The sequence below is a fragment of the Pseudomonas sp. 2822-17 genome (genome assembly GCF_002742485.1).
GTDB lineage: Bacteria > Pseudomonadota > Gammaproteobacteria > Pseudomonadales > Pseudomonadaceae > Aquipseudomonas > Aquipseudomonas cyclaminis.
This window is the reverse complement of sequence record NZ_LJRZ01000500.1, coordinates 278,132-290,972: the sequence shown is the minus strand read 5'-3', so window position 1 is coordinate 290,972 and position 12,841 is coordinate 278,132. Positions and strand designations below refer to the sequence as shown.

11 protein-coding genes are annotated in these 12,841 nt (G+C 61.7%); 7 read left to right on the top strand and 4 right to left on the bottom strand.

The features are described 5' to 3' along the window. Positions 1-94: 94 nt before the first annotated feature. Entirely contained in the window at positions 95-1,219 is a 1,125-nt protein-coding gene (locus AOA60_RS19790) for a TIGR03364 family FAD-dependent oxidoreductase (RefSeq protein ID WP_099585878.1), read from the top strand. After that, a complete protein-coding gene (locus AOA60_RS19785; RefSeq protein WP_099586238.1) occupies positions 1,219-1,791 on the top strand; it encodes a phosphonate degradation HD-domain oxygenase in 573 nt (190 codons plus the stop codon). The genes AOA60_RS19790 and AOA60_RS19785 overlap by 1 nt, the downstream gene beginning before the upstream one ends. Here the strand turns inward: AOA60_RS19785 and AOA60_RS19780 are convergent. Next, the gene (locus AOA60_RS19780; RefSeq protein WP_099585877.1) at positions 1,770-3,137 is read right to left on the bottom strand and encodes a DUF3482 domain-containing protein; all 1,368 of its coding nucleotides are present in this window, start codon (positions 3,135-3,137) and stop codon (positions 1,770-1,772) included. The two genes, AOA60_RS19785 and AOA60_RS19780, sit on opposite strands and share 22 nt — an antisense overlap. After that, the gene (locus tag AOA60_RS19775) at positions 3,130-4,500 is read right to left on the bottom strand and encodes a DUF2868 domain-containing protein (RefSeq protein ID WP_099585876.1); all 1,371 of its coding nucleotides are present in this window, start codon (positions 4,498-4,500) and stop codon (positions 3,130-3,132) included. Before AOA60_RS19775 ends, AOA60_RS19780 begins: the two co-directional genes overlap by 8 nt. A 69-nt stretch (positions 4,501-4,569) precedes the next feature. On the opposite strand from AOA60_RS19775, the gene AOA60_RS19770 reads away from it, so the two are divergent. Further along, complete coding sequence (locus AOA60_RS19770) at positions 4,570-5,082, top strand: dihydrofolate reductase (protein WP_099585875.1); 513 nt, start codon at positions 4,570-4,572, stop codon at positions 5,080-5,082. A 77-nt stretch (positions 5,083-5,159) separates the two neighbouring features. Here AOA60_RS19770 and AOA60_RS19765 read toward each other — a convergent pair whose 3' ends face one another. Further along, the gene (locus AOA60_RS19765) at positions 5,160-6,551 is read right to left on the bottom strand and encodes an L-cystine transporter (protein WP_099585874.1); all 1,392 of its coding nucleotides are present in this window, start codon (positions 6,549-6,551) and stop codon (positions 5,160-5,162) included. A gap of 242 nt (positions 6,552-6,793) precedes the next feature. On the opposite strand from AOA60_RS19765, the gene AOA60_RS19760 reads away from it, so the two are divergent. From AOA60_RS19760 to AOA60_RS19745, 4 genes are all read left to right on the top strand, one after another. Continuing rightward, a complete protein-coding gene (locus AOA60_RS19760; protein ID WP_099585873.1) occupies positions 6,794-7,855 on the top strand; it encodes a phosphorylcholine phosphatase in 1,062 nt (353 codons plus the stop codon). A gap of 206 nt (positions 7,856-8,061) precedes the next feature. Then, on the top strand, positions 8,062-8,595 hold the full coding sequence (locus AOA60_RS19755) for an RNA polymerase sigma factor (RefSeq protein ID WP_099585872.1): 534 nt from the start codon (positions 8,062-8,064) through the stop codon (positions 8,593-8,595). Next, positions 8,592-9,539, top strand: coding sequence for a FecR family protein (locus tag AOA60_RS19750; protein ID WP_099585871.1), 948 nt, complete (start codon positions 8,592-8,594; stop codon positions 9,537-9,539). Before AOA60_RS19755 ends, AOA60_RS19750 begins: the two co-directional genes overlap by 4 nt. Positions 9,540-9,671: 132 nt before the next feature. Further along, the gene (locus AOA60_RS19745) at positions 9,672-12,113 is read left to right on the top strand and encodes a TonB-dependent siderophore receptor (protein ID WP_099585870.1); all 2,442 of its coding nucleotides are present in this window, start codon (positions 9,672-9,674) and stop codon (positions 12,111-12,113) included. A gap of 55 nt (positions 12,114-12,168) precedes the next feature. Here AOA60_RS19745 and AOA60_RS19740 read toward each other — a convergent pair whose 3' ends face one another. Continuing rightward, entirely contained in the window at positions 12,169-12,801 is a 633-nt protein-coding gene (locus tag AOA60_RS19740) for a putative adhesin (protein ID WP_143522469.1), read from the bottom strand. Positions 12,802-12,841 lie beyond the last annotated feature (40 nt).

Genomic DNA, 12,841 nt, shown 5'->3' with positions numbered 1-12,841 from the left:
GGGCAAGCCCCCTCCCACCAGATCAAATGTGGGAGGGGCGGTGCGACGATTCGACTTGCCCCCGATGGCGGCCTTGAAAACAGGACATCACTTCATGACACAACTACTGATCATCGGCGCCGGCATCCTCGGCCTGTCCCACGCCTATGCGGCCGCCAAGCGCGGCCTCAAGGTCAAGGTGTTCGAGCGCAGCGCCACGCCGTTGGGCGCTTCGGTGCGCAACTTCGGCCAGGCCCTGGTCACCGGCCAACCACCGGGCCCGATGCTCGACCTGGCGCGGGAAAGCCGCGAGATCTGGGGCCACTGGGCACAAGTTGCCGGCCTGCAACTCAAGCGCAATGGCTCGTATCTGTTTGCCCGCACCGAAGCCGAAGAACACTTGTTGGAAGCCTTCTGTGAGGGGCGTGCACAAGAGCACGGCTACAACGTCGAACTGCTGCAAGGCGCGGCGATGAAGGACCTGTATGGCGGCCAGTTTCGCCATCACCGCGCCGCGCTGCACGGCAAGGACGATCAGCAGCTGTATTCCCGCGAGGCGATCCCGGCGCTGATCAACTACCTGGCTCAGGAATTGAAGGTGGAGTTTCACTTTTCAACCCTGGTGCGCGACATAGAGCCAGGCCAACTCCACAGCACGGCGGGGAGCTTTCGCGGCGAGCAGATCATCGTCTGCTCCGGCCACGATTACCAAACCCTGCTGGCCGAATCGATCGCCGAACTCAACCCGAGCATCTGCCGCCTGCAAATGCTCCGTGCGCGGCCCGCGGTGAATCTGAACCTGCAACACGCCTTGCTCACCGGTTTGAGCTGCGTGCATTACGGCGCTTTCGCCGACTTGCCAGAAGCCGCGCCAGTCCAGGCACAAATCCTGCGCGAAGCCCCTTACCTGCATGAGCACGGTATTCACCTGCTGATCAGCCCGACGCCTCATGGCGAACTGATCATCGGTGATTCCCACGACTACGGCAGCGATGCGTCACCGTTCAACGCCGAACAGGTCGATGACTGGATGATCGAATTGGCCGAGCAGACCCTCGGTTGCAATATCCAAGTGGTGGAGCGTTGGCAGGGTGTGTACGGCTCGCGGGGGCCGGGGCCGTTTTCATTCCTGCGCGTGGCACCAGGCGTGAGTGCAGCGTTGATGCACACCGGTGTGGGCATGAGCGTGGGGCCGGCAATGGCCGAGCGCAATATCCGCACGTTATGGGGGCCGGCGTGATGAGCCGGGAACAGGTGATCGCCGAGGTCTTCGGCTTGTATGAGCGGCACGGCGCGGCGGATTACATCGGCGAGCCGGTGTCGCAGATAGAGCACATGTCCCAGGCCGCTCAACTCGCCATGGCCGAAGGCTTTGATGATGAAGTGGTGCTGGCGGCGTTTTTCCACGACATCGGGCATCTCTGCGGCCAGGGCGAGGAAAACATGGGGGGTTATGGCGTGGTCAGCCATGAACGGCTGGGGGCGGATTATTTGCGTCGGGCGGGGTTCAGCGAGCGCATGGCCACGTTGGTGGAGTCTCACGTGCAGGCCAAGCGCTACCTGACCTTCAGCCAGCCGGACTACTACGCGCGCCTGAGCGAAGCCAGCCGTCGTACCTTGGCCTACCAGGGTGGCGTGATGACCGCCGAGGAAACCCAAGCCTTTGAGCAAGACCCGTTGTGCGCAGTGAGTGTGCGCATGCGCCACTGGGACGAGCAGGCCAAGGAGATGCATGTAGCGCTGCTGGACCTTGAGGTGCTCAAAGCCAAGGCCCTGCAGCTACTGGTTGATCAGGATTCGTCCAACCGCTGAGCCAAGGCTTCGACCTGCTCCTGGCGCTCGGCCTGGCTCAGCCTGGCGTTGGGGTTGAGCGACGACCATTGCGGGTGTGCGCGGGCTTTGTGCAGCGCGTCCGGCAACTTGCCTTCGCGCCAGGTTTTGTCCTGGGGCGTGTCGACCTTGATGCTGTGCATCGCCGCATGGCCGCGCAGGTCCAGCGCCTTGAGTAGCTGGCGTTGGCGCAGGGCCAGCAGGCGCAGCACGCTGTCGTCGACGGTCAACTCGCGGTGGCCCTTGATCTTGCCCAGCAGGCGACTGCCATAGCTGCGCGCGGTTTGCAGCGCGCCGCCGGCGATGGCGCCGGCCAGGGCGGCGGCGCCCAGTGTCAGCCCGCCGACCAGCAGATCCACCCCGGCACCCGCCGCCGCACCGGCAGCGATCCCGCCACCGACGCGCACGCCGAGTTGCTTGAGGGTTTCCGGGTTGAACAGGTCATCGCCCCAGCGCCCATCCAGCAACGGCAAGTCGCTGGCGGCTGCATCTTGTGGGCGGAAACCAAACAGTTTGAGCAGGGCTTCCACGCATTTTTGTTCGCGCTGGCGCACGGCCTTGCGCAACTCGCCGATGGCTTGCTGCTCATCTTCGGTGACCACGCTGCGCCGGCACGCGGCGCAATCGATCAATAATTCGGCGATCAAACGAGCGGCGCTTTGCTGGCGGGCCTTGCGTTGGGCTTGCTGATCCAGGATCAGCCGTTCCAATTGCGGCCGTGCGTTTTCCAGCAGCAGGGCCAGGCTTTCATACAGACGACGCTCGCCGTCTTCCGGCGGCGCGACACTGTCAAAACGCACCAGCGCATGCAGGCCAAGGCGGGCCAGGGCTTCGCGCCAGTCTGGCTCGCGGTGCTCGCTGCTGCTGACGAAATTGAGCACGGGCAGCAACGGCTTGCCGCAACTGGCCAGCACTTGTAGCTCGTCGCGGTACTTGGCCAGCACCGGCTCGCGGGCGTCGATCACATACAAGCCGGCATCGGAGGCCAGCAGTTGGCGCAGCACCTTGGCTTCCTGTTCGAAACGCTGGCGCGCTTCGCTGCCTTCCAGGAAGCGCGTCAGGCGGGCCGGCCCATCGAGGCGTTCGCCGGGGCGATCCAGGCGTTCCAGGTAATCGAGCAGCGCGATGGCGTCTTCCAGGCCGGGTGTGTCGTACAGCTCCAGCAAGGCTTCGCCGTCCACCGACAGGCGTGCGCCTTCCACATGCCGTGTCGTGCTGGGGCGATGGGAGACTTCACCGAAGCCAACATCACGCGTGAGGGTGCGCAGCAACGAGGTCTTGCCGACATTGGTGTGGCCGACCACGGCGAGTTTCAGCGGTTTAGTCATGACCGGTCTCCAGCCAGTTCAGCGGCGCGCAGTCGGCGAAGGGCAGCTCCAGCTGTTGCAACGCGGTGTGCCAATCGCCCAGGCGTTCGGCATCCAGCGCCTGGCCCGGCGGTGCTTGCAGCAACCAGACGCGGGTGGCTGCGGCACTGCGGGCGAGTTCGGCGATCAGCGCCAGGCTGCCGCGATCCGGCGAACGGCGCGGGTCGCAGGCGATGGCCAGGCGTGCGGGCGGGAAGCGGGTGAGCTGTTCCAGCAGCTTGTTGCGCGACTCACGGCTATCGAGGATGCCGGCGTTTTTCACCTGGGCCGGCAGCTTGGGCGGCCAGGGGTGCTGGTCGTCCAGTTCGATGGCCACCAGCAGGGCGCCGTCGCTTTCCAGTTCACTGACGCCACCGGTGACGTGGTGCAATTGTTCGGGCGCGGCATCGTTGACCCCAAGGCGTTCGCTGCTCGGCATCAGACGCTCGCGCAGTTGGCTGTAGCCCGGCAGGTTCAGGTCCAGGCGCAAGGCTGTGCGCCCGCGTTTCCAGCGCCACAGGCACAGCAACGCGAGGATCAGGCGGGGCAGCAGGCCATAGACCAGCAGCACGCCGACCAGCCAGGCGGCCCAGGCTTGGCGGGCGCTTTCGATATTCAGGGCGGAGTCGCCGCTGGCGCGGATCATCTCGACGGTCGGCACATTGAAGCCCAACAGAGCAGGCAAGGTGCCGATTGCCTGGGTGACGGCGACAAAGGTGTCGGCACCGAGAATGGTGGTTTCCCACACGAAGCCGTAGCGGCGGGTAGCGAGTAGCGTAAGCAGAATCACCATGGCGCTGAGCAACGCCAGCAACCATAGACTGTTGACCAGCACGCCTACGGCCCAGCGATTGAGTTTCTGCCGTTGCAGTAGCAGTAACAGTGCTGGTGCCAGTTGGGCGGCTTTGGCATCACGGGCGAATTTTTCGCTGAGCCACAACCATAGTCGCCCGAGGCTTGCACTGTGCTCACCGGCAAACAGCAGGCCTAACGCCCAACTGATCAGCAGGATCAGGTTCAAGCCAAGCAGGCTGCCCAGGGCCCAGAACACATTCACCGGGGTCAGGCCGTTGCCCAGTGCAGCAAACGCCAGCCCTGCGCCGCTGATGACCGCGACGATTGCCAGCAGCACCAGCGCCAGACGCGCACCTTGCAGCCAGCGGGTGAGGGCCGCCGCTAGCCCATCGCGTTCGGCCAGGTGCAAGGCGCGCTGCTGGATACGTGTCGGCAGGTCGCCCCCGGCCGTGCGGGCCAGGCGGTTGGCTTCCAGGTCTTCCAGCGGGCCTGCGTGTTCTTCGCGCAGGCGCACGGTTTCTGTCAGCCAAAGTGTGTGCAGTGGAGTCACGCGTAGTCCTGTTGTGTTTGTGAGCCTGGAGCATAACCCCTGGCTCGGGGCTCTGGTATTCTCGTCGCCATGAAAAAAACTCTCCCTTTAAGCCTGATCGCAGCCCTCGGTGAAAACCGTGTGATCGGCGTCGACAACAGCATGCCCTGGCATTTGCCGGGGGATTTCAAATATTTCAAGGCCACCACCCTGGGCAAGCCGATCATCATGGGGCGCAAGACCTGGGATTCCCTGGGCCGACCGTTGCCGGGGCGCTTGAACCTGGTGGTTAGCCGTCAGACCGACCTGGCGCTGGAAGGTGCGGAAGTTTTTCCGTCACTCGATGCCGCCGTAGCGCGGGCTGAAGCCTGGGCGCTGGAGCAGGGCGTGGATGAGCTGATGCTGATCGGCGGTGCGCAGTTGTATGCGCAGGGGCTGGAGCAGGCGGATCGCCTGTATCTGACGCGGGTGGCGCTGAGCCCTGAGGGCGATGCGTGGTTTCCGGCGTTTGATATGAGCCAGTGGAAGCTGGTTTCAAATCTGGAGAATCCGGCTGAAGGGGATAAGCCGGCTTACAACTTTGAGGTCTGGGAGAGGGCCTGAAAGCATCGGGGGCAAGCCCCCTCCCACATTGAAATGCATTCCAAATGTGGGAGGGGCTTGCCCCCGATAGCGGTCTATCAGGCCTGCGCCAATTCCCCATGCTCATCGGCATCCAACAGCGCTTTATCCGTCTGCCCCATGATCTGGCTCGTAATCGCGCCCGCCGTCATCGAGCCGTTCACGTTCAGCGCCGTACGGCCCATGTCGATCAGCGGTTCAACGGAAATCAGCAGCGCCACCAGTGATACCGGCAAGCCCATGGCCGGCAGCACGATCAGCGCGGCAAAGGTCGCTCCGCCGCCCACGCCCGCCACACCGGCCGAACTCAGGGTCACAATCGCCACCAGGGTCGCAATCCACAACGGGTCCAGCGGGTTGATGCCCACGGTCGGCGCTACCATCACCGCCAACATCGCAGGATAAAGACCGGCACAACCGTTCTGGCCGATGGTCGCGCCAAACGAGGCGGCGAACCCGGCGATGGATTGCGGGATGCCCAGGCGGCGGGTCTGCGCCTCAATGCTCAACGGGATGGCTGCTGCGCTGGAGCGGCTGGTGAAGGCGAAGGTCAGCACCGGCCAGACCTTGCGGAAAAACCGCAGCGGGTTGATCCCGGCCAGCGACAGCAGCAGGCCATGCACCACGAACATCAAGCCCAGGGCCAGGTACGACACCAGCACAAAACTGCCGAGCTTGATGATGTCTTGCAGGTTGGAACCGGCGACCACCTTGGTCATCAGCGCCAATACGCCGTACGGCGTCAGCTTCATCACCAGGCGCACCAGGCGCATCACCCAGGCTTGCAGGGTGTCGATGGCGTTGAGCACTTTCTGGCCTTTTTCCACGTCATCCTTGAGCAGTTGCAGCGCGGCGACCCCCAGGAATGCAGCGAAAATCACCACGCTGATGATCGACGTCGGCTTGGCCCGGGCCAGATCGGCGAACGGGTTCGACGGCACGAACGAGAGCAGCAGTTGCGGGATGTTCAGGTCGGCGACCTTGCCCGCGTAATCACTCTGGATCACTTGCAGGCGCGCCATTTCCTGGGTGCCGGCCACCAGGCCATCGGCGGTGAGGCCGAACAGGTTGGTCAGGCCGATACCGATCAGCGCCGCAATCGCGGTGGTGAACAGCAGCGTGCCGATGGTCAGGAAGCTGATCTTGCCCAGGGACGCCGCGTTATGCAGACGCGCCACAGCGCTGAGGATCGAGGCAAATACCAGCGGGATCACGATCATTTGCAGCAATTGCACGTAGCCGTTGCCGACCAGGTCAAACCAGCCGATGGAGGCCTTGAGCACCGGGTTGCCGGCACCGTAAATGCTGTGCAGCGCCACACCGAACGCCACGCCCAGTACCAGAGCGAACAGGACCTTCTTGGCGAGGCTCCAGTTCGTGCGGCGGGTTTGTGCCAGGCCCAACAGCAGGGCCACGAACACCAGTAAGTTGAGAATCAGGGGCAGATTCATTGAAGCTCCGTTGAGAAGGCAGCCAATCGCGAGAGCCTGCGATTGCGAACCGGAAAGCCTAACAGCTTGATATTTATTGATTTAATACCGATATGGAATGGCAACTGTCGTTTTTGGAATAAGCCGTTGACGCTCAGGTGTATGCCGCTGGCGGGATCAGGACGTGCGCAGTCGTGCTCAACATGGGAACTGTCACGTGGATTTGTTAGCGTCGACGTCTTTCACTCAGGGAGACAACGCCGATGAAGCTCGCGCCGAAACTACTGGTATCCGCCGCACTGTGCCTGGGACTCGCCAGCCAGGCGTTTGCCGCCACCGAGTTGAAACACTGGCCCGCGCCTGCCGCCAAGCAACTGAACGACATGATCGCCGCCAACGCCAACAAGGGTAACTACGCGGTGTTCGACATGGACAACACCAGCTACCGCTACGACCTTGAAGAGTCCTTGCTGCCCTACATGGAAAACAAGGGCCTGATCACCCGCGACAGCCTCGATCCTTCGCTCAAGCTTATGCCGTTCAAAGACACCGCCGACCATAAGGAAAGTCTGTTCAGTTACTACTATCGTCTGTGCGAAGTGGACGACATGGTCTGCTACCCGTGGGTTGCCCAGGTGTTTTCCGGCTTCACCCTCAAGGAACTCAAGGTCCAGGTGGATGAGCTGATGGCGTCCGGCAAGCCCGTGCCGGTCAGCTATTTCGAAGGCGATGTGGTGAAGAAGTCCGAGGTGCAGCCGCCGAAAGTCTTTACCGGCCAGACCGAGTTGTACAACAAGCTGATGGAAAACGGCATCGAGGTGTACGTGATGACCGCCGCTTCCGAGGAACTGGTGCGCATGGTCGCGGCGGATCCGAAGTACGGCTACAACGTCAAACCCGAAAACGTTATCGGCGTGAGCACGCTGCTCAAGGACCGCAAGACCGGCGAGCTGACCACGGCGCGCAAACAGATCACCGCCGGCAAGTATGACGAGAAAGCCAACCTTGGCCTGGAACTCACGCCGTACCTGTGGACCCCGGCAACCTGGATGGCCGGCAAACACGCGGCGATCCTCACCTACATCGACGAATGGAAAAAACCGGTGATCGTCGGCGGCGACACACCGACCAGCGACGGCTACATGCTGTTCCACGATGTGGATGTGGCCAAGGGCGGCGTGCACCTGTGGATCAACCGCAAGGACAAATACATGACCCAACTCAACGGCATGATGGCCAAGCACGCGGCGGCGCAGGCCAAGGAAGGGTTGCCGGTGACGGCGGACAAGAACTGGGTGATCGTCAAGCCGGAGGAGATTCAGTAAGACCGAGTTGCCTGCTAATCGGGGGCAGCCCCTCCCACACTTGACTGTATTCACAAACCGAAATGTGGGAGGGGCGGTGCGACGATTCGACTTGCCCCCGATGGCTAGCTGAAGAACTGCAAGAAATAGATATCAATTGCGAACCAATCTCATCCTCTGCTAGCGTGCGCACTTCCTGAACCCTCCGTTCTTCTCAAGGTAGTGCTGTGTCCTCCTGGAATTCGCAGATCGCGCGCCTGTTCGCGGAGCAGAAGAAAGCTCTCGAAGCCTTCGTCACCCGCCGCACCGGCAGTGCCCAAGTGGCTGCCGATCTGACGCAGGAGTCGTTCCTGCGCCTGGCGCGCCTGGAGTCCGGCGAGAAGATCGACAACCTCCCAGCCTTCCTCTTCACCATCGCCAGCAACCTGGTGCGCGACCACCAGCGCCAGGCCATTCGCCGTGAGCGCCTGGACGCCGGCGAGCCCAGCGAAGAACTGCCGTGCAGCAACCCCGGTGCCGATGAACAATTGGCCGCCTACCAGCAAGAGCAACTGATGCAGGACGCGATCCTGGCGCTGCCCGAAGCGACTCGGCAGATCTTCCTGCTCTATCATGTTGACGAACTTTCCTACCGCGATATTGGTGAACGCCTGTCGATCACCCCGCGCAGTGTGGAATACCAATTGCGTCGCGCCTTGATTGAATGCCGCGCCTACATCAAGACGCGGCTTGCCTGCGATGCACAAGGACGTCGGTCATGACTGCCACACCCACTGCTGACGAGCTGTTCGCCGAAGCGTCCGGCTGGTATTTCCGCTTGCAGGCCGATGACGTCACGCCCGCTGAGCTGGACGCTTTTGCCGTCTGGCTGGGGCAGGGCAATGGACAGGATGAAGCCTGGCAGGAAGTGCAGGCGATGCTTGGCGGCCTGCGCGAACCGGCGCGTCGGGTTCGCCGGGCGGAGCAAGTCGCCTGGCGCAGACCGGTACACCGTTGGGCCGCCGCTGCTGCCGTGCTGCTGGCGCTGGGTCTGACCGTGCAAAACACCCCCTGGCTTGACCGCCTGCACGCCGACTATGCCACCGGCACCGGTGAGACGCGCACCATCGAACTGGCCGACGGCTCGCACCTGCAACTCAACACCGACAGCGCGGTGCAGATCCGCATGAGCGCGGGCGAACGGCAGATTCGTTTGTTGCGCGGTGAAGGTTTCTTCGACGTGAGCAAGGACCCGGCGCGGCCCTTTGTGGTGCAGTCCGGCGATGGTTGGGTGAAGGTGGTCGGCACCCAGTTCAGCGTGGCGCGCCGTGATGCGCAGACGCGGGTGCAAGTGGCGCAGGGCAAGGTCGAGGTCAGCGCCGGAAACGGCGCGCCGGTGTACTTGGAACCAGGTCGTGCGGTGGAGTATCAGGGCCAGCAACTGGCCGCCGTGCAGGGTTTCGACCCGGCCAGCGGCTTTGCCTGGCGTCAGCGGCAACTGGTGTTTCGCCAGCAGCCGTTGTCCGAGGTGGTCAGCGAGTTGAACCGTTACTGGCCTGGCAAAACCCTGGTACTCGGTGATGCACTGCGCAACCGTGTGGTGTCCGGTGTATTTGAAATCGACAAACCCGAGGCCGTGATCAAGGCGCTGGAGTTCACCCTCAACCTGCACGCTGAACACTACACCCCGTATTTACTGGTGCTGCGCGAAGGCCGGGCGTCTTGAACGCAACTTTTTGAAAAAACTTTCAGGGTTTCTCCCCAAGCGGTCGTCCTTGATCACTGAGGCGTAAATAGTAAGCACTCTCAAGTAGTGCGGCGCCGATCACAGACTTTTTTGCACCGGGGAGCACCATCCATGGCACACCGATTCGCCGCACGGCCCTTGCTGGCATTGGCTATCTCACTGGCCAGCGGCACCGCGCCGCTGTATTTGCACGCCGCCGAGACTGTCCAGGCCCAGACGTACCGTTTTGATATTCCAGGGCAAAGCCTGGATCGTGCGTTGGCGGCGTTTTCGGCGGTGACGCGGGTGCAGGTGCTGGTGTCCGGGGAGTTGACCCAAGCGGTGATGTCGCCGGGTGTAAAAGGCACCGTGGATCAACGCGAAGCCTTGGGACAACTGCTCGGTGGAACTGGCTTGAGGGCGGCGTTCATCAATGCCGATACCGTGACCCTGGAAAAACCCGTGGCCACAGGCTCCGCCATCGAAGTCGGCGCCACCACCATCAGCGCCGAACGCCTTGGCGTGACCACTGAAGACAGCGGTTCCTACACCACAGGCGCCGTAACCCTGGGCAAGGGCGAGCAAAAGCTCAAGGACATCCCGCAATCGGTCAGCGTCATGACCCGCAAGCAGATGGATGACCAGAACACCACCAAGCTCTCCGAGGTGGTCAAACGCACGCCTGGCCTGACCGCGACCAAATCTCCCGGCCCCGGCATGTTTATCTTCTCCCGCGGTTTTGAGGTCGGCACCCTGCAATACGACGGCGTGGGCATCCCGCGTAATACCTACACGCTGGGCAGCTACCTCACCGAGAACATGGCGATCTACGACCGTGTCGAAACCCTGCGCGGCCCGGCTGCCTTGCTGCAAGGCGCCAACAGCCCCGGCGGCACCATGAACCTGGTGCGCAAGCGCGGCCAGCAGGCACCGACCGTGACCATCACCGCCAAAGCGGGGTCCTGGGACCACTACGGCACCCAAGTGGATGCCGGCGGCCCGCTGAACGCCGAAGGCACGTTGCGTGGCCGCTTTGTGGCTGACTACGACACCACGGATTCGTTTGTCGATTACGTCGGTGGCTGGAATCAGACGGTCTATGGCGCTGTCGACTATGACTTCACGCCGGACACCACCGTCGGCGTAGGCATCAGCAACCAGAAAGGCCATTCGCGCCCCAACTTTATGTCGTTGCCGCGTTACGCCGATGGCAGCGACATCGGCTTGTCGCGCTCGACCTTTGTCGGCGCCAGTTGGAACCGTAACGTCAACAACCAGACCCAGGTGTTTGCCGATATCGAGCATCGCTTCAACGAGGACTGGAAGGTGAAAGCGGCGCTGGTGGCAATGGATGAACACAACGACGCAACCTACCAGGCGACATGGGACACCGTGCCTGTCGGCGGCGGCACTGTGCCCTACGTGGACTGGATCACCGATTTCAATACCAAGAGCCGCGGCGCCGATGTGTATGTAAACGGCAAGTTCGAGGGGCTGGGTTTGCAGCAGGAGATGGTGCTGGGGGCCAACTATTCCAAACTCACCACCAATGACCAGTGGGCACGCGCTTCAAATCCAGGTGCGGATATCTTCAACATCGACCACAACCGCCCGCAGCGCGACGCAGCGCAATTGTTCAGGGACGGCGCCGCCTCCAAGAGCTGGTATGACATCCGTCAGAAAGGCATCTATGGCACCTGGCGCGTAAAAATCCTGGACCCACTGACCCTGATTGTTGGTGCACGCACCAGTTGGTATGACTATGCCTATATTGGCCAGGGCGGGTTTGGCGGTGTGTATAACGCAGCCGAGAAAAGCACCACGCAAACCACTGGCAAGGTCACGCCGTATGCAGGCCTGGTCTACGCCCTGAACGAGCAGTGGTCGGCCTACGCCAGCTACGCTGACGCCTTTGAACCGCAAACCAACCTGACCACTTCCGGTTCGTTGCTCAAACCCATCGAAGGCAAAAACTACGAGCTGGGCATCAAGGGCGAGTTGGCCGAAGGTCGGCTCAACACCTCGTTTGCCATCTTCCGCTATGACCAGGAAAACCGTGGTGTCCAGGACCTGCAAGGGCCGATGAACTGCAATGGTTGGTACTGCTCGGTCGCCTCGGGCAAGGTCCGCAGCCAAGGCTTTGAAGCCACACTGGGCGGTGAAGTGCTGCCAGGCTTACAGCTGGCCTCCAGCTACACCTACAACACCACCAAATTCCTCAAGGATGACACCTACGAAGGCAAGATCTTCAGCACCTGGACCCCCAAGCACCTGCTCAAGGTCTGGGGTGATTACCAACTGCCGGGCGACTGGAACAAAGTCAGCGTTGGCGCCGGCGTGACCGCGCAAAGCAGCACCGAAGCCTACGACCGCACGTTCAGCGTGCCGGGCAATGCGCTGTGGGACTCGCGGGTGGCGTACAAGATCAACCAGGAATTCACCGTGGCGGCAAACCTGAACAATATGCTCGACAAGAAGTACTACATCCCGGCGTATAACGCGAACTGGGGCAGCAACTACTATGGCGATCCACGTAATGTGATGTTCACCATGACCTACACACCGCAGTTCTGAATTCATCCGCATAAAAATGCCCGGCCTTGGCGGAGCACTTTTTACGCGCGGTATTTCAGCCTGCATCGCCTTGAGTTACCTGAGCTGTGTTGCAGCTTCCTTTACGCAAAGGCGCACGGTATAGAGGGGCAGCAGGATTAAGTACGTTCGGGCGACAGAATGAAGCGTGAATCTCTTGATACTGCAGCCCCTTGTTATTCACCGCCGTGAGGGCGTCCTGCAAAGTGATAGTAATGTTCCTCAGGGTGAGTGAAGGTTTTTTCCGGTTGCGCACAGTCAGCACGTCGAAGTCCGAGTTGCTCACGGTATACCGAATGTTGTTGTAAGACTCTTCCTGATATTTGCCGAGCATATAATTTCGGACTTTTCCACCAGGACGGGTTTTCTCGTAAATTTCGACGGTTTCCCGGGCTACGGCGCCCAGGGTGGGGTCTTGCAGCGAATGACCATCCGGACCATAAAAAATAAGAGATGTCTTCCCCGGCACTTTTAAGTTCATACCCGGAAAGTAGGCGGCATGGGCGCTGATGATCAGCTTTCTGGAAGACTGCTGTGTGGGGCCCTGGAACAGGTAGAAATGCTCATCAAGAGGCATTGCCCCTTTTGGCGGCGGGTTTTCTGTGTGTTGCGGGGGATGCTGGAGGGGCATGGAAACCGTGACAGGAGAGGGGGGCGCGATTCTGGGCATAAGCGTTACCTGTTAGAAAACCGAGATCACGAACGGGCCT

Bases quoted from the DNA above. Each gene is read 5' to 3' on its own strand.
- AOA60_RS19790 (WP_099585878.1), top strand. From the start codon at position 95: ATGACACAACTACTGATCATCGGCGCCGGCATCCTCGGCCTGTCCCAC.
- AOA60_RS19785 (WP_099586238.1), top strand. From the start codon at position 1,219: ATGAGCCGGGAACAGGTGATCGCCGAGGTCTTCGGCTTGTATGAGCGG.
- AOA60_RS19780 (WP_099585877.1), bottom strand. From the start codon at position 3,137: ATGACTAAACCGCTGAAACTCGCCGTGGTCGGCCACACCAATGTCGGC.
- AOA60_RS19770 (WP_099585875.1), top strand. From the start codon at position 4,570: ATGAAAAAAACTCTCCCTTTAAGCCTGATCGCAGCCCTCGGTGAAAAC.
- AOA60_RS19765 (WP_099585874.1), bottom strand. From the start codon at position 6,551: ATGAATCTGCCCCTGATTCTCAACTTACTGGTGTTCGTGGCCCTGCTG.
- AOA60_RS19760 (WP_099585873.1), top strand. From the start codon at position 6,794: ATGAAGCTCGCGCCGAAACTACTGGTATCCGCCGCACTGTGCCTGGGA.
- AOA60_RS19750 (WP_099585871.1), top strand. From the start codon at position 8,592: ATGACTGCCACACCCACTGCTGACGAGCTGTTCGCCGAAGCGTCCGGC.
- AOA60_RS19745 (WP_099585870.1), top strand. From the start codon at position 9,672: ATGGCACACCGATTCGCCGCACGGCCCTTGCTGGCATTGGCTATCTCA.
- AOA60_RS19740 (WP_143522469.1), bottom strand. From the start codon at position 12,801: ATGCCCAGAATCGCGCCCCCCTCTCCTGTCACGGTTTCCATGCCCCTC.